The sequence below is a fragment of the Bacteriovorax stolpii genome, assembly GCF_002872415.1.
GTDB lineage: Bacteria > Bdellovibrionota > Bacteriovoracia > Bacteriovoracales > Bacteriovoracaceae > Bacteriovorax > Bacteriovorax stolpii.
The window spans coordinates 3021001-3036746 of record NZ_CP025704.1 but is presented as its reverse complement, the minus strand read 5'-3'; the positions used below and the strand labels follow the sequence as shown (position 1 = coordinate 3036746).

Sequence of the window (15746 nt, the reverse complement as noted above, 5' to 3'; positions counted from 1 at the left end):
TTATCCTTTGACGATGATCGCAATAGCAAAGATCACATAAAAAACCGCTGCTAGTGCGTGAACCCATTTCATCGGGATCTTTTTGGTCATCTTATCACCGAAAAAAACGGCCAGTCCAGAAGTTACCATCATCCCTAAAGTGGATCCGACGGTCACTAATCCGAGGTCGTTATATTTTGCTGCAAGGGCCACTGTCGCCAGCTGAGTTTTATCTCCCATTTCAGCAAGAAAGAAGGTTACAACTGTTGTAAGGAAAGCTCCCCATTTTCTTTTTTCATTCAGACCTTCATCTTTATCTGGAATCATTACCCAAATAGCAAAGGCGATAAACGTAAGAGCGAGAATCCACTTTAAGTAAACGTAAGGGATAAGGTCTGAGACAAATCGACCGGCCCATGCGGCCAAGAGGTGATTGAGAATTGTCGCGATGAAAATACCAAAGAAGATAGTCCATGGTTTTCTAAAACGGCTGGCAAGAACGAATGCGAGAAGTTGAGTCTTATCGCCCATTTCAGTTAAGGCAACGAAGATGAAAGAGTTAAAGATAATGTCCATGAAAAGATCCTCAGCTATTTGTAGTCGTGAGGCCTATGAAGCTTGTTGATTGGAGCTTATATAAGACGACACGACGAAGTTAAATTCGTACATGTCAGTCTCGTTAAAAAAGCCTGGCGGCTTCCCTTATCGACCGGGGGTTGTACCCAGTATGTCGATCGATAATCCTGATTTTATCAATCAGAAAAACTACTCCCTAACGAGCTTGAGAATAACGTGGAGTGTGATAACAGTCAATTCAAAATAACAAATTAAGGTAGGAATGACTTATACTTTGGCTTAAGTAGTCACGAATGATGTAGCTGATTTTTATTTAAAACAATAGACGCTTGCTTAGTAATGAGTTACCAATTTGTGCAGGATTTTTTCATCTTAAGGAGGAACATGATGTTAAAAAAATTAACCGCACTACTATTGGCCGTGGCCTTTATTCAAAGTGCAGAAGCTTACGATTTATCTAAAAAATTTGGTCTAGGTATTAGTGGAGGGTATTCGATTCCAGTTTTTGGAAACCCGTTTAACTCAACAGCTGATGCTGACTTTGGTTATGGCGTTCATGGACGCTACCACTTCAATGAGTCGTGGAATCTAGAACTTGCTGTCACTCGTTCTGAATTTGAAGATACAAAAATCCGTCTTGATAACATCAATGCATTAGGAGTCTGGAGACTTTCAGGGGCTAGTGATTTTACTCCAATCGTTGGAGCTGGTCTTGGCGTGACAAGACTTAAAAACTTCACTCCAAAAAGTGCAAAGTTAAGCGGTCTTTTCCGTCTTGGAGTTGAGTACGGTGTTACTCAGTGGTTCTCTCTAGGTGTCTTAGCAGACTATCAATACGTTTCAAAACTTATGGGTGATATGCCAACAACCAGAGCACACATCGTGACTCCACAATTGGCACTGACTTGGTACTTTGGTGGTGACAGTGCAAAAGCTTACAAAGAAGAAGCACCGGCAAAACAGGAAATGAAAAAAGAAGAACCAGTTAAATCTGGCTTCGTTGATGAAAGTAACCTTGACTCTGATGATGATGGTGTAAAAGATCCGGAAGATAAATGTCCTGGTACACCTGCGGGTTCAAAAGTTAATGCTATCGGATGTGCAGTAAGCGAAAAAGCAACGATGACAATCAACGTGGAATTCGACAGCGGGAAATCGATGATTTCTTCTCAGTACGATTCGCACTTAGATGAAGTAGCAGAGTTCCTAAAAAAATACTCTGAAGTAAACGTTCAGATCGAAGGATACACAGACAATACAGGCTCTAAAGCTAAGAACGTAGCGCTTTCAGCTGCAAGAGCGAAGTCGGTTATGAATGCTCTAATTAAGCGTGGAATTGATAAAAAGCGTTTAACGGCAAAAGGATTTGGACCAGAAAATCCAATTGCTGACAATAGCACACCAGAAGGAAGACAAACAAACAGAAGAGTTGTGGCGGTTCTATCGTCTAAATAACTCAAAAGATGAAAGAAGAAGGGCCCAGAATTGGGCCCTTTTTTATTTTAGCTGATTTTTTTAAATTCTTCGTTCAGGTTTTCTCTCAACTGGTTGGTGGCCAGGTCGACAAGAAGTTCAAATAAAACATCAATTTTAACGTTAAGTTCACTGGCAATTTCTGGAAGTTTTTTCATTGGAGGGCTCGAGACACCTCTTTCCCAGTCTGAAACAAACTGCGGGCTAGCGTAGCCAAGTTTTGCAGCGAAGTCTGCTTGTGAATAACCCTTCTTAAGGCGCTTATCCTTTAGGAAAGTTCCAAGGTTTTCCCTGATTCTCTTTGGGTCGCGTTTTGTTTTTGTCGTTCTAACTTTTTTGGCCATAATCATTCCTCGATTTAAGTGAAAGTTTTCTTTTAATTTTATTTCTGAACCAGTTTTGCATGGCTGATGCAGATTGCTCCAACCATCTTTCCTTGATTCGTCAGGGGCGAAAGGTATTTTAAAAGAATACTGTGTCTTAAATTCTCTTCGCTACCGATTTCGTCAAACACGTGCTCAGGAACATTCCAGGGCATAGTTTTATTTAATCTTTTAGTTAATAATTTAAAGGCCATCTTCATCATTTTTAAAGTGGGAAGAAAATCCCTCTTATAAAGCTTGTACCATGTCCCGCAAAGCAGCTCGTCGATGGTAAATGAAGTAAAGTTAAAAAATTCCAGGTTTCTGTAAATCTGGATGTGGTCATCCAGGTAAACTTCAACAACGTCCCCTTGGGCAATTTTATCGAAGATGTCATTTTCTGGAACCGCTTTAATTTTTTTTAGAATTCTCCACAACATCTGAGCAGAGTTGCGAGGGTCATCTCCCTGGGCCACACATTCTTTTAGCAGTTCAATGTTGGCATCAAGGTAGGCAATAGCGCGGGTTTTTTGCTCAATCTTGCAGCTCTCAAATTTAAGTACGCCTGAGTCGCGGTAAGGTTTCGCTTTAAACCCAAAACTTTTCACTAATTCGCAGTACTCTTCAGCAAGTTTTTTAAACTCACTTACAACACAACGAGACCGATCAATATCTTGAATAAGAATTTTGGCGTTCATAAGAAGGAATCCTACCAACTCTAACGCAGTTAGGGAAAATAATTATTGGTCATTTTACAGCGAAAACTCTAAAATAAGTTTGAATTTCCCGTCTTTTTGAGAAAAAAATGATCACTATTGTCATTGTTTGTGCCTGTCTTTTACTAAACGCTATTTTATCCTGTGCAGAGATGGCCTTCGTCACCATTGACGATAAGGTTTTAAGAAAGCGCGTGCTTTCTGGAGACAAAACAGCCGCGTGGATCGAAGAGATGGCGAAATCGCCTGAAAGAATCCTTTCAGTTGTTCAAATTGGTATTACTTTAGTTGGGGCCATTTCCGGAGCGGTTTCCGGTGCCGGCGCCGAAGAGTCGCTTTCTCCTTTCTTCATGCGGACTTTTGCACTAAGCGAACATTTTGCTGAAACACTTTCAATTGTTGTGATCGTTGCACCTCTTACAATTCTTTCAGTTGTTATCGGAGAGTTGGTTCCAAAATCTCTGGCAATTAAATTTTCAATGCCCATTATTCTTGCGCTGGCACCAGCTTTAAGAGTTGCAGAAAAAATCCTGGGACCTTTGGTTAGTCCAATGGAGAAGGCGACCGATTTCATCTTACGTTTGATCATGAAATCAAAACCAAGCACACAAGAAGAGGCCGCAAACGATGAGATTTCATTAAAAGGACTTAGAAAAGAATATCAGGAATATTTCCACAACCTGCTAGACCTGGATGCTAAACAGGTTGAGAGTGTTATGGTTCCTTGGGAAAAAGTAGATAAGATCAGCTCAGTGGCCACACCTGAAGAAGTGTCGTTGCTGATTTTAGGCACGAGAAGAACCAGAATTCCTGTCGTTGATGCCAACGAAGTTTATGGTTATCTTCATTCAAAAGAATTTGTTAACCTTTCACAAAGTGGAGTGGGAGACAACTGGCTAAGCTTCGTCAGACCGATTCAGTCACTTTCACCGGATACAAAAGTTCTTCATGCCCTAAGAACGATGCAAAAGAAGAAGGCCCACTTCATGATTGTTGGAAGCTTGGAAGCTCCATTGGGAATCATCACTCTGGAAGACATTCTTGAAGACGTCTTCGGGGACTTCATCGACGAAGATGAAGATGGCAAGGTCAAGCTCTTTTTAAGAAGAAGCAACCTGCTTAAAAAATTCTAATTATTTTCTAAAGCTTTAGCGTATACAATTTCATTGTTGGCGTTTAAACAAACGCTCTCAAGTAAACTGATCTTGCGATTAACTTGATTAATCAATGCTGTAAATTGAGAGTTATCAGCAGTGATAATTGATTTTGTTTCAGCGATGTTGCGGTTTAATCCCAGCACAACGTTCATCACCACATCAACCTGAGCTTCACGATTATCGAAATCAATCGCCAGGTTTTCGAAGGTAATCCCGTAAACTTCTTTATTTAAGAAAACTGTTTCGTTCTTTTGGATTTGTTTTTTTGAGTCAGTGTGAATCACGCGATAAAGTGTGCATCCTCTTTTTGAGTCATGGCCTTTGACAACTGAAGCAAAAGTGCTAGTTGTCGTTAGAGCTAAAAGTCCCATCACTAGAAGTGTCTTCTTCATACCGTTCTCACAAGTTTAAATGTTATGTCCTTGAGGATAGCAGAAGCAGGCGCAAGGAAGGAGGGTGCCTGTAAAAAGTCCTATAGGTGTCGAAACTTTGGACGCCTTTTCATGGGTTTTAACCCAAAGGCCGCGACGTAAGAGTAGAAAATATAAAGGAGAGAGACGGCACCTATAAAGGAGGCGATAAGTCCTTCTACGTCTCCGTATTCGTAAAGCCCGAAGCGCGAACCAAGCCAGCCAAAGAAAACCGATCCGATAAGACCAACGGTCATGGTGGTAAAAACACTTCCGTGAGGGATTTTAGGCATGCAGAATTTTATCACTGCACCAGACATAAAACCTATCATTATAGTCCAAAACACAATTCTCAAGATCATAGAACCTCCATGGACTAAGGTTCATTGTGGGCCTTTTGTGGATGATTTTAAAGACGATAAAAGCTAAGCATGGCCTAGCTTTTATCGAATGATTTTTTATTCAACTGGAACTAATAACTCAGTGATCAGCTCATGTTCTGGTGTAACATTCGGGTCGTTCAAGTAATTTTCGATACAAGCACCATCGCGAAGTTTGATTCTCTTTTCAATTAAAATGCGAAAAATTTTTTCAAACGCTGGCCACACTCCTGGATAAGGTCCAGTCAGGATAAAACGAGCGTACTTTCCTTCAGTAATCTTTGTGTATTCCATTCCTTTTGGCACCGTTTTAGGTTTTGCGACAAGGGCAACTCCCGCACTGTAAAACATAGAAGACTCATCCTGGGTTTTCATATCCATGATACTCGTCCCAAGGAATTCTTTGATGTCTGTTTTCTGCACGCTTTCGATAAGCGGGAACATGGCATACCAGGCCGGCATGGCCACTTCAGCAAAGATCCCTGCTTTTTTCACATGCAAGAAGTGAGTCGCTTCTCTGGTGATGATTTCTGGTTTTTCAGTAAGGTTTAAATTCATAAGCATCTCCTCGTTTGTTTGACTGATGCTTAGAGAATAGATCAACTTGTTTTGCTCTTCTTTTCCTTGGTTGCGAAAATCACTTGGACTCAAATTAAACTGCTGCTTAAAAGCTTTATTAAAGGCCGAAGGTGTTTCATAGCCAATACTCAAAGCAATTTCAGTCACCGGGCATTCATTGTCTTCCTGGAGCATGCGAAGGGCATTGCTCATACGGATACGACGAAGATAAGAAAAAGTTGTTTCCCCGGTATAGGACATAAAGATTCTACCAAAGTGAAAGGCGGAAGAGCCTGCTTCCTGAGCAATTTTCTTGAGTGTTAACTCCTCAGTGAAATGGGACCTGATAAAACGCTGGGCGCGGCCTACTTGAGAGCGATGAAAATTCTTCAAGACAACCGGTGATTTCTTTTTCATAAAAACCTCGTCTTATAAATTTGCCTTATTTTAATGCTCTTGGCCTGTCCAAAATAGCTAATTTTCACTAAACTTTACTGATGAAAAGTTTTAAAGAATTCTGGCCCTTCTATTTAAGTGAACATTCAAATGCCACAAACCGCAGGCTGCATTTTTGTGGAACGTTACTTGTTCATCTTTTACTTATCTGGATAATTGTTTCCGGGCAGTGGAAATATATCTGGATTGTCCCATTATGCGGTTATGCATTTGCTTGGATCGGGCATTTTGTAGTGGAGAAAAACCGGCCGGCGACTTTTAAGCATCCTGTTTGGAGTTTGATTGGCGATTTCAAAATGTTCTATTTGATGTTGTTTAGAAAGTTATAAGGCCGCAAGTAGACTGCGGCCTTTTTGTTTTATCAGATTAAAGACAGCTATAATCTTCAGTATCATTAACAGTCACTAGACCGTCATGGCTTTCTTCGAATACAGCGTATTCGATATCAAGAACCTGTTGGTTTTGGAGAATGACTTGAATACCGGCCATTGGGTTTACTGATCCAACTGCCCATGTTGCAGAAAATGTTTCTTCTGCTGTCTGGTTTGCAGTGTAAAGAGAAGCGCCAGCGACTCTTGATTCTTCAGTTAAAACAATTTGCAGGCGGTTGTTTGGTTGAGTAATAGACGTACAGTTGATTTTTTCACCGGCAAAAGAAGCAGTGGCCGATAACACAGTCACAAGAGCGGATACAACGAAAAATAGTTTCATAAAAATCTCCCTGTAGTTTGTTTGCCGCTTAATAACAAACTAGAAGGGGGATAGCAACGAAGATCGCTTCTGCTAACATAATCCTGACAATTATTTTTTAGCAAGGGCATGGGCCAGCTTTCCAATCTTTTCTAAAGCTGCCTCAATATTACTGTTCCAAAGGGTTCCAGTGTTGATTCTGATGCAGTTTTCATACTTGCCGGTCACTGAGAAAAGAGGTCCTGGAATCAGGCTTATTTTATGTTTTAACGCCTTCTCATGAAGCTCCAGAGCATTAATGCCTTTAGGGAACTCAACCCAGATTAAACAGCCGCCACTTGGCGTGGTGATTTTTGTCCCTTCCGGAAAACATTCAATAATTTTATGGGAGAAGAGGTGCATATTTTGCGAAAGCGTCTGGCGAAGCTTTCTTAAGTGCCTATCGTAGTTGTTATTTTTTAAATGATCAGCAAGCGCGATCTGGGCCGCTGAGTTGGGCGAGACCGTATTGGAGAATTTCATAATCTCAATCTTATCAAAAAATTTCGCTGGAGGGATAACCCAACCAATGCGGTATCCAGGGGCAAGCGTTTTAGAAAAAGAAGAGCAGTACATGACGATGTCTTTTTTATCAAAGGATTTTAAGGCCAAAGGCCTGTTGCCTTCAAATTGAAGCTCACCATAAATATCATCTTCAACAATGTGCACATTGTACTTTGAACAAAGTGAAACCATCTTTTGTTTGCTTTCATCACTCATCAAACTTCCTAGCGGATTTGAAAAAGAAGGAGTGACTAAAACAGCTTTCACATCAAATTTAGAAATCTTTTCTTCTAAGGCGTCAAGATCCATTCCCGATTGAGAAGACGTGGCAATCTCTAAAGCTTTTAAACCAAGATTCTCCAGTGCATTGATGTGCCCGTGATAAGTAGGGCTCTCAACAGCGACAATGTCTCCTGGTTTTGTGACGGCCTTGAGGGCGAGATTGATGGCTTCCATACAACCGGTTGTCACGTTGATTGATTCAGGGCTTATGTCACAGCCCATTTCAATACTTCGTTTGGCCAGTTCCTGACGAAGCTGCCAGTTGCCGGCGCCGATTTCGTAGTTGATACAATCAGCAGCGCGCTCGCGGGAAATTTTAATAAGTGAGCGCTGTAAACTTTCTGTCGGAAGTAAATCCTGGTGCATAACTGCTGCGCCTAAAGGAGCGAGCGACTTATCACCACAAGCATGGATCACGTCGAGAAAAGTGTTATTGGTTTGAACAAAACGAGGAGCAGAAGCAGGCTTAGTGACAATACCAGCTTCTTGCAAGAGTGGACGAATCTTTACGTAGTAACCAGACTGCGGTCTTGCTTCGATAAATCCCAGCCTCTCGAGGAGTTGATAGGATTGAATAACAGTCGAGACACTCACATCGAGTTTCGTCGAAAGTTGTCTCATCGATGGAATTTTAGAGCCTGGAAGATAGGTTCCTTCATTGATCCAGGACTTAATCCTCTCAGCAATTTGGATATACAAATGATTTTTATCGGATGATGTGTCTAGTGTTTCCATATACTGATTTTCCCATGAGTGACTAAAAAATCTACATACAGTTCGAGCGCAAAGCGACCATAACAGTTTTTCACCATTATAACTGTTATGGTTACAAATCTCAAATTCTGAATCTGTATTGGTTTGCAAAAAAGGACGATAATGTGTTTGGAGGCACTTATGGACAACCAAATTCATTTATCGGATATCAAAAAGGTTACGTTGGAAAAAAATCAAGTCTTTAGTCTGAAGCGCTCCAAAGAAGTTCATGTTATCAGTGGAGAGTTGTGGCTGACACATGAAGGGGATGCTCAGGATTATTTTTATCAGGCGGGAGATAAGTTTGTTCTTCCCGATGGAAAACATAGTGTAATGCAGGCCTTGGGCAAAGCGAGTTTCTGGTTTTAAAAACCGTTGTCCCATTCATTTTCTGGCATCCAGGTGATGACATCTGGATCGGTGGAATTGATTTTTCCCTCTTTGATTTTTTTCATGACAGTAGGGTAGAGTTCACCCGATCCTAATCCTATATTTGTCCCAATGCGGTTATTGTGAATATCCATTTGATCAAAATGTGATGTGGGGTCAGTTTCACAAAAACGCGTCACCAGCTCGACAACCTTTGGTGAAAGGTAGCGAGCTGTGAGCGCTGTTGAATATGTGTGCCTGAATGCATCTTGCGGTCCACCTCTTCTTCCTGGAAGCCCCGTCGACATGGCAAACCTATAAAGGATGAAGACGACGATCACAGGAGAGAGAAAACCGAGAATAACTAAAGCGATAAGAGATTTCTTTAACATCTATTCATTAAATCGTTTTATTCTTATGAATGTAAAGAAGTCCTCTGCCTTTTAATTTCTTAATAACGCCTTCAATCTTATTTGGAGCAACTGCAGGGCATCCCTGGCTTAACCCAAGTCTTCCTTTTTGATCTGCAAACCATTGAGTCGCATAATCTGCTCCATGCAACACGATATTTCTTGCACGTGCGTTGCTATTTGTTTCAGATAATCCATCCAGTCTTAGAGAGACACCGTGCTTACCAACGTAAGAATTGTTATCTGTCAGGTAAAAACCTAATGAACTCATCTCACTGTTGATCGTATTTGAAAATTGGCCAGCGAAGCCTAACTCAGTTTCAGATTTTTTTCCGTGAGTCACCAGCATCGATTCAACCGCACCTGTTTTTAGGTTGAGAATAAAAAATCTTTTTAATGTTGATTGCATCGTGAAGTCGATGATTCCTACGTAGCTTGTGTTGTCGATAACATCTTGATTGTCGCGATAGAAGTTAAGCGCTTCTCTTAAAGCACGATAGGGAACGGCCTCTGCACAAAAACCAGGCTTGCAGTAGTTTGTCCCGTTAAATGACAACCAAACTTCGCGAGAATTTTTTGGATTAAGTGATTCACTTGCATAAGAGCCGGACACGAAGATAGCGAGAAATAAAACGATTAATTGTTTCATAAAGATCCCCCCAAGATTCTAGGAAGGTATATAAGAAATGGCCTTGCTGTGAAAGGTCATTGTAATTTCTTTATCGTATTCTAAGTATTTAATTTTAAATGAATGTTTAATAATTAATTCATTTGTTTGCTTGACCAAACAAAAAGTAGGGCATACAAAACATCTACCTGAAAATATCTATTATGGAGGACTTAATGAAAAAGGTTATTCTTGCGAGCATGCTTGCTCTATCACTTACTTCGGCTTTCGCTAACGAGGGAGATCTAACTCTTCCAGGTGAGCGTTGGGCCGCTAAATTCACAGCATTCGTATGTGCTGATGGAAACACACAAACTGCTGGTGTTCCAGCTGACTTCGCTGAAAGAAATGTTGTATTCGGAAAAGCTACAACAGACATGAGCCTTGATAACCTTCTTGTAAGAGCTACATTTGTTGAAAACGGTGTAACTTGTAACTATAGCGCACTTTTATTTGCTGACAACGCAGCTTGGACTGTAAAGCTAGTTGATTCAAAAGCATACTCTGCTAACAATGAATCTTCATGTTTAGAAGGAAAGAAGTTCCTTGATTCAGCTCTAGCTGATAACAAGTACAAATACCTTCACGGCCGTGCAGCGATCTACGTTCCAGCAACAGATGCTGACGTTCAATGTTCAGCTGAAGAATCAACTGTTGGTCTTCACTTCCAGGTTACTGGAAAAATCCAATAATTTTATGTTAAGAAGGGCCGGTTTTTTAACCGGCCTTTTTTATGAATTCGATCCGGCCTTTCTTTCAAAATAATTCAAATCAACAAACATCGCTGAAGCTAAAATCAATTCTCTCTCCGTTGTTGTCAGTCTCTTATCTTTAAACTCAATCGTAAAATTATCTTTGTCTGTGAAGATTTCTGAAAAAGTTCCTGACCACTTTTTGAGAATGAGTGCGACTTCCTCACCATTTTTATAAATAGGGAACGTCCACGGCTTCCAAAATGAAGCTGCCATTTTCATAATCACATTTCCATGGGCATCTTCCAGGTCAAAACGTTTGGTGACAACTCCAAATCTTTGCTCAAGCGCTCCAATTCTTTGCCCTGTCGCTTTAGTGATTTCTAATCTTTGAAAAAGAAAGCGGAAAGGGTGGAGTGCTTTGTAGGCGAGGTTGCGGTTGGTATCAAAAATATTAATGGTGAAAGTTCTCCAGTGCCCAAGAAAGGCCCTTCCAAAAAAAGCGCCAATTCCTTTTCCTTCTTCGGCCACAAATCCCAAAGGTGAGCCTTCCATCGCGAGAATCTCATATTTATTTCTGGTCTCAACTCCAAAGAGCTCGGCGATTTCTCTTCTCTGGCGAAGAAAAATTCTGTCATGGTTTAGGTCTACAGGCATATAAGTCCCTTTTTAAAGTTGTATTTGGAACATTGTACCAGTGGGATAAAATAGAGGAAACGTCAGATCTTTTTCCGAGTAAAAAGATCAACTTGCCGGAGGATTCTCTCTTGAAGAAGCGCGCGCTCAATTTCGATCATCACTTTCACGAACAGGCCCCAAAACACATTCAGAACTTTAAGAAATCAAAGATTGAAGTTTATAATCACAAGACCAGTTTATGGAATGCCTTTCACGACTCTGGGCTCTCGGATATTTTAGAGCAGGACTGCTCAATTTATCCACGTGTTCTTCCTGGATCCTATCTCCCAGTTATTAATAAAACGGCAAAAGATATTACGGAACTGATTTTAAAATTGATCACACTTCCAGAAAGCGAAGTGAATGCTATTTTTCCTCATGGCCCGGTCCGCGATTTTCTTTTGAAAGAATTAAAAGTCATTAAGCATAGACCTGATCGTTTAGTGGGAAGCTTGCGTTTTGATATGGCCATCGTTGGAAAACCAGAGGTGAATAATCCTCCTAAGCTTTTAGAGATCAACGAGATTGGTTTTGATGGTTTGGCGAGAATGCCTTTTATTCACGACACACTTTATTCTCTGATGCCAGAGCTACGTAAGAAATATTTTTCTTTAGACACTTCAAGTGCAGAAATTAAAAACATGAAGAGGCTAGGGAACTCTCTAGCTCGATTCCAGACAGATTGTTACAACTGGGATGAAGAGCTGCTTTTAAGAAGAGCAAAAGAAAAAAAATATGATCTACGACTGGTGACACCAGCTTCGTATGGACTCGATGTCGATGTAAATGATTATCCATTTTTAACTGAAGAAAAAATCCAAATCAAAGACAGAAAAATCAAAGTTGGAAACAACTGGTATCCGGAAAGTTACATGGTGAGTTTTGCTTTAACCATTCAAGACTATATCGATTCAAAAAACCTTTATTCAAAACTAGTGCGTGAGCAAGTTCCTCACTATGGACCATTTGTGACGGGCCTTTTTGCTTCTAAGAGTATCCTGGCGATCTTGGCCGATCCACATATCAGAAGAAAGTATCTTGGTTCATCAAGTCGCTTACAGAATTCGATTCTCCCAGCTCATATGCTCGCCGAGGGAAAAGAAGGAGCGCTGATTAACCCTTCTGACTACGTTATTAAATACGTGGATGGTTTTGGTGGCGAGCACGTTTTCATGGATGATGAGATGGTGAAGACCATTAAAAAAATTCCGGCCAAAAAGATGAATGAGTGGGTGATCCAAAAAAGAGTGAATCTCAATACGATTGATATCGATGGATTTTTAACTAAGCCTAGAAAGGCGATCTCTGATTTGGGAGTCTTTGTTCAGTATGATTGGAGCAATGGTAAGTTCAATCATTTTGAAGTGGGAGGATTTTTATCGCGTGCCACGAATACGAGTTTGAAAGTGAATATCAGCTCGGGAGGGTCGCAGGTTGGGGTTATGTTTACGAAAAAAAGCTAAATCATTTTTTTGCTATCCTCTCTTTTTCATATTCTTTCAACGCATCAATCTCCTGAGCGTAATAACTGTCGACCCAGCTATCATAGTTTTTATCAGTCTCAGGTAATTTTTCTTTTTCAAGACGTGCGATACGTTCTTTGAATGTACCTACGGCTTCTCCAGATGAAAATGCTTTAAAAAAGGCTTGGGCCCTAAGTGTTCCCGGTCCAATTGGTTCCTTTGCTAAGACTGATAAGTCCATATTTGAAAGGCCGATCCATAATTGGTCATAATAAATTTTTTTCGAAGCACTACGATTTAATTCAAATAGCGGAATGTCTTTAATCGCAGCATAGTCGAATTTATTTTCATAAAACTTCTTAACTGCTAGTATTTTTTGAAGAATTGCCGGGTAAGTTTTTAACTCCGAAGGATTGATGTTAAGCTGCGCTCTTACTTCTTCTGGAAGATTCATAAACATTACTGATGGATTTAGTTTTGAATAGACCCCACTAAAAGACTGAAGTATGTAGAGTTGGTTTTGTATTTTATCTGCTTCTGTGAAGTCTGAAGTTAATGTCATTCCGCAAGCTGACCATGATTTTATCTTATCAACTAAATCTCTTGGTAGATTGGTAATTTCGCAAGGAGATGTTTCTGAGACAGCACATTTTAAAAAACTATTGATCTTATTTTTGTAATCTTGATCACATCCATAGATTTCACTAAAAGGTTTAGCAGGATTGATTGATGATAAGTAAATGGGATTGGCAGAGTCACAGTTTAAAACCAGGCTCGCAGCAGTGTTGTGAGTTTTATCATTGGAAAAGAGGGCACGAAATTTTTTTAGTGCATCGGCCATAGTAGAAGAGGCAATAATCTTTTGTTCTTCGGCCATAACATTCTTAATAAATGCATGCCCCAGACCATTATCCCTTAAATACCCAATGCCCTCATAACCAGCTATGAATTGAGCTTTAGGGAGTGCGTTTCTCCAAAGAGCGGCGAGTGTGTGAGTTGTTGCTGAATTACAGCCTAAAAGATAAAGAGATCTAATATCATCTCTTCCTGAAAAATTTTTTAAAGAACTTAAAAACTCACGACCAGTGATTTGTCCAAATTCTCCTGTGAAGTTTCCACCTCCATCATGACCAGAAATCATGACAGAACTAATGTTTTCTTTTATCGTCGCCATGTCTTCTTGGAGTTTTGCAGCGTCGTAATTTTTTACACTGGGAATTTTAGATATTCTAATTTCCATTTCACTTACTTCAGTGGCTGCTTTTTGGCACGCTGGTGATTCTTGATTCCTGCAGGCCATTTCGTATCTCGCATAAATGCGACTATATTCTTGGTCTAATTTACTTTTGACAGGATTTTTATAAGAGTCACGATCCAGTGGTAAAACAATTAGTTTTTCCCCTCGAAGTGCCGCTGCTTTTCTGGCAACCTCAATTTCTTGCTCAACATTGTTTAAGTCAATAAAGAGAACATCTGCCATGACGTTTGTAGATAGTATGAACAAGGTCAAAATTAATTTCTTCATTACTTAAAGCTCTCGACGATCATTTTTCTAGCTAAGACAACTTTATCTTTTGGTAGGTGGGAGTATTTTAAGTAGAGCCCTTCTTCCTGCATGAATAAACAATCGTAAACAAAGTGCATGTGTTCGCCTTCCGGGATTGAAATTATTGAGGCTATTTTTTTAGTGGCATTAAAGGCCTTTCGGTGAAATTCTTTTTGGTTGGCATCGTCTTCTACAACATCGCTTGCAAGCGGGCTTGATCTTAAGGCCCTGTCAGCTTCTTCGTTGAGGGGGAGTATCTGGCTTGGTTCTTTGATAATTGTGCTTTTATTTTTGGCCCAAGCTGAGAAAGATAAAAACAATGTAAGAGTGATAATGAGAAAGTGCATGGAAAACTCCCTGTCATTAAATTTTATTGAAAGGAGGTGTTAAAAACAATGAGGCAAAGATTGAAACGGATTGATTGTTTTTAGTAGTGTGACATTGTCACATGGTTGGAAATAAGGGCATAAAAAAGCCCCGCTAGAAGCGAGGCTATTTTAGTTTTTTGTATGTCCTTAAAATGGCGGGAGCGAAGGGACTCGAACCCTCGGCCTTCTGCGTGACAGGCAGACGTTATAACCAACTTAACTACGCCCCCAGCAATCTTAAAGAAGCTAAAATATAAGGAATCGAAGGTTTTTCGTCAAGATAAAACTTTGAGGATTTCTTAAAAAAATTGCGTTTCGCAATGCTTAAAGATTGTCCCCCCAATGGAAAAGTCCTAGACTATTAGTACAAAAATAACAGCTTAGTTGCTTTAGGAGTTCTGTGAATATTTTTATTACTGGTGGAACAACTGGAATTGGTTTGGCCTTGGCGAAACTCTACCTTGAAGAAGGTCATCGCGTAGGGGTCTGTGCCCGCAACCTAAGCAAGTTCCCGGCAGAAATCCGCAATAAGTACAAACAACTCGTCTGTTATGAGGTGGATGTCACCAATAGAGAAGAGCTTTATAAAGCGATTCACGATTTTGCTCCAGTCGAACTGGATATGGTTTTTGCCAATGCTGGGAGATCTGTAGGGGCGAAATCTAAAACGCCACAATTCTCAGTGGCCAACGAAATTATCGATATCAACGTTAAAGGCGTTCTTAACACGTTTGATATCGCGCTTGAGATTATGATGCCAAGAAAGAAGGGGCATTTGATTGCAACTGCTTCAGTTGCAGGATTTATGGGGCTTCCTGGTGCCGGCGCTTACAGTGCTTCAAAAGCAGCGGTTCTAAAACTTTGTGAATCGTACGCACTGGATTTAAAACCTAGAGGGATTAACGTAACGGCGATTGCTCCGGGGTTTGTTGATACTCCGTTAACGAAACAGAACAATCATAAGATGCCTTTTTTGATGAGTGCGGATAAAGCTGCAAGGTTAATTAAGCGTGCGATTGAGAAGAAAAAAGTGCTGTATATTTTCCCGTTTAGAATGAAAGTTGTGGTTTCTATCTTGGATAAAATGCCAAGAAGTTTATATCGTTTAATTATGAACTTGAAGATGTTTAATTATAGTGAGGAGTAAAGCGAAAAAATGCGTAGCATTTTTACTGCTTTTGAAGATAAAAATAGATAAGCGAGTTTTTTAAGAGTTCG

At 40.2% G+C, this 15746-nt stretch carries 20 protein-coding genes and 1 tRNA gene; 7 read left to right on the top strand and 14 right to left on the bottom strand.

From position 1 onward, the window contains the following. Complete coding sequence (locus tag C0V70_RS14935) at positions 1 to 555, bottom strand: TMEM165/GDT1 family protein (protein WP_102244667.1); 555 nt, start codon at positions 553 to 555, stop codon at positions 1 to 3. A 384-nt stretch (positions 556 to 939) separates the two neighbouring features. Here C0V70_RS14935 and C0V70_RS14930 point away from each other — a divergent pair, with 384 nt between their 5' ends. Then, positions 940 to 2010: an OmpA family protein gene (locus C0V70_RS14930; RefSeq protein ID WP_158649706.1), complete on the top strand. Its 1071-nt coding sequence runs from the start codon at positions 940 to 942 to the stop codon at positions 2008 to 2010. Positions 2011 to 2057: 47 nt separating this feature from the next. Here C0V70_RS14930 and C0V70_RS14925 read toward each other — a convergent pair whose 3' ends face one another. Both C0V70_RS14925 and C0V70_RS14920 read right to left on the bottom strand, forming a co-directional pair. Further along, complete coding sequence (locus tag C0V70_RS14925) at positions 2058 to 2372, bottom strand: helix-turn-helix domain-containing protein (protein ID WP_102244665.1); 315 nt, start codon at positions 2370 to 2372, stop codon at positions 2058 to 2060. Between the two features lie 38 nt (positions 2373 to 2410). Beyond that, the gene (locus C0V70_RS14920) at positions 2411 to 3088 is read right to left on the bottom strand and encodes a hypothetical protein (protein ID WP_102244664.1); all 678 of its coding nucleotides are present in this window, start codon (positions 3086 to 3088) and stop codon (positions 2411 to 2413) included. Between the two features lie 107 nt (positions 3089 to 3195). Between C0V70_RS14920 and C0V70_RS14915 the strand changes: the two genes are divergently transcribed. Continuing rightward, positions 3196 to 4239, top strand: a complete 1044-nt coding sequence (locus tag C0V70_RS14915) for a hemolysin family protein (protein ID WP_102244663.1) — start codon at positions 3196 to 3198, stop codon at positions 4237 to 4239. Here the strand turns inward: C0V70_RS14915 and C0V70_RS14910 are convergent. The 3 genes from C0V70_RS14910 to C0V70_RS14900 form a co-directional block, all read right to left on the bottom strand. Continuing rightward, positions 4236 to 4655: a hypothetical protein gene (locus tag C0V70_RS14910; protein ID WP_102244662.1), complete on the bottom strand. Its 420-nt coding sequence runs from the start codon at positions 4653 to 4655 to the stop codon at positions 4236 to 4238. The two genes, C0V70_RS14915 and C0V70_RS14910, sit on opposite strands and share 4 nt — an antisense overlap. 80 nt (positions 4656 to 4735) lie before the next feature. Further along, positions 4736 to 4966, bottom strand: coding sequence for a GlsB/YeaQ/YmgE family stress response membrane protein (locus tag C0V70_RS14905; protein ID WP_158649705.1), 231 nt, complete (start codon positions 4964 to 4966; stop codon positions 4736 to 4738). 165 nt (positions 4967 to 5131) lie between these two features. Next, positions 5132 to 6028: an AraC family transcriptional regulator gene (locus tag C0V70_RS14900; protein WP_102244660.1), complete on the bottom strand. Its 897-nt coding sequence runs from the start codon at positions 6026 to 6028 to the stop codon at positions 5132 to 5134. An 80-nt stretch (positions 6029 to 6108) separates the two neighbouring features. Here C0V70_RS14900 and C0V70_RS14895 point away from each other — a divergent pair, with 80 nt between their 5' ends. Continuing rightward, positions 6109 to 6396: an Mpo1-like protein gene (locus C0V70_RS14895; RefSeq protein ID WP_102244659.1), complete on the top strand. Its 288-nt coding sequence runs from the start codon at positions 6109 to 6111 to the stop codon at positions 6394 to 6396. Between the two features lie 37 nt (positions 6397 to 6433). Here C0V70_RS14895 and C0V70_RS14890 read toward each other — a convergent pair whose 3' ends face one another. After that, on the bottom strand, positions 6434 to 6778 hold the full coding sequence (locus C0V70_RS14890; protein ID WP_102244658.1) for a hypothetical protein: 345 nt from the start codon (positions 6776 to 6778) through the stop codon (positions 6434 to 6436). Positions 6779 to 6868: 90 nt separating this feature from the next. After that, positions 6869 to 8317, bottom strand: a complete 1449-nt coding sequence (locus C0V70_RS14885) for an aminotransferase-like domain-containing protein (protein ID WP_158649704.1) — start codon at positions 8315 to 8317, stop codon at positions 6869 to 6871. Positions 8318 to 8476: 159 nt separating this feature from the next. Between C0V70_RS14885 and C0V70_RS14880 the strand changes: the two genes are divergently transcribed. Beyond that, positions 8477 to 8704 (top strand): DUF2917 domain-containing protein, encoded by a 228-nt coding sequence (locus tag C0V70_RS14880; RefSeq protein ID WP_158649703.1) that lies wholly within the window; start codon positions 8477 to 8479, stop codon positions 8702 to 8704. Here the strand turns inward: C0V70_RS14880 and C0V70_RS14875 are convergent. Together C0V70_RS14875 and C0V70_RS14870 are read right to left on the bottom strand one after the other, a co-directional pair. Further along, a complete protein-coding gene (locus C0V70_RS14875) occupies positions 8701 to 9096 on the bottom strand; it encodes a DUF6973 domain-containing protein (protein WP_102244656.1) in 396 nt (131 codons plus the stop codon). The genes C0V70_RS14880 and C0V70_RS14875 overlap by 4 nt on opposite strands. Positions 9097 to 9103: 7 nt before the next feature. Beyond that, on the bottom strand, positions 9104 to 9763 hold the full coding sequence (locus C0V70_RS14870) for a murein L,D-transpeptidase catalytic domain family protein (RefSeq protein ID WP_102244655.1): 660 nt from the start codon (positions 9761 to 9763) through the stop codon (positions 9104 to 9106). Between the two features lie 194 nt (positions 9764 to 9957). Between C0V70_RS14870 and C0V70_RS14865 the strand changes: the two genes are divergently transcribed. Further along, entirely contained in the window at positions 9958 to 10473 is a 516-nt protein-coding gene (locus C0V70_RS14865; protein ID WP_102244654.1) for a hypothetical protein, read from the top strand. A gap of 39 nt (positions 10474 to 10512) precedes the next feature. On the opposite strand, the gene C0V70_RS14860 is transcribed toward C0V70_RS14865, so the two are convergent. Beyond that, the gene (locus tag C0V70_RS14860) at positions 10513 to 11130 is read right to left on the bottom strand and encodes a phospholipid scramblase-related protein (RefSeq protein WP_102244653.1); all 618 of its coding nucleotides are present in this window, start codon (positions 11128 to 11130) and stop codon (positions 10513 to 10515) included. Positions 11131 to 11240: 110 nt separating this feature from the next. Between C0V70_RS14860 and C0V70_RS14855 the strand changes: the two genes are divergently transcribed. Beyond that, a complete protein-coding gene (locus tag C0V70_RS14855; protein WP_133566585.1) occupies positions 11241 to 12614 on the top strand; it encodes a hypothetical protein in 1374 nt (457 codons plus the stop codon). Position 12615: 1 nt separating this feature from the next. Here C0V70_RS14855 and C0V70_RS14850 read toward each other — a convergent pair whose 3' ends face one another. The 3 genes from C0V70_RS14850 to C0V70_RS14840 form a co-directional block, all read right to left on the bottom strand. After that, on the bottom strand, positions 12616 to 14139 hold the full coding sequence (locus C0V70_RS14850; protein ID WP_102244651.1) for a hypothetical protein: 1524 nt from the start codon (positions 14137 to 14139) through the stop codon (positions 12616 to 12618). Continuing rightward, positions 14139 to 14507, bottom strand: a complete 369-nt coding sequence (locus tag C0V70_RS14845) for a hypothetical protein (RefSeq protein WP_102244650.1) — start codon at positions 14505 to 14507, stop codon at positions 14139 to 14141. The genes C0V70_RS14850 and C0V70_RS14845 overlap by 1 nt, the downstream gene beginning before the upstream one ends. Positions 14508 to 14681: 174 nt before the next feature. After that, positions 14682 to 14758, bottom strand: a tRNA-Asp gene (locus C0V70_RS14840). Positions 14759 to 14928: 170 nt separating this feature from the next. On the opposite strand from C0V70_RS14840, the gene C0V70_RS14835 reads away from it, so the two are divergent. Continuing rightward, a complete protein-coding gene (locus tag C0V70_RS14835) occupies positions 14929 to 15675 on the top strand; it encodes an SDR family NAD(P)-dependent oxidoreductase (RefSeq protein ID WP_102244649.1) in 747 nt (248 codons plus the stop codon). The last annotated feature ends 71 nt before the right edge of the window (positions 15676 to 15746 follow it).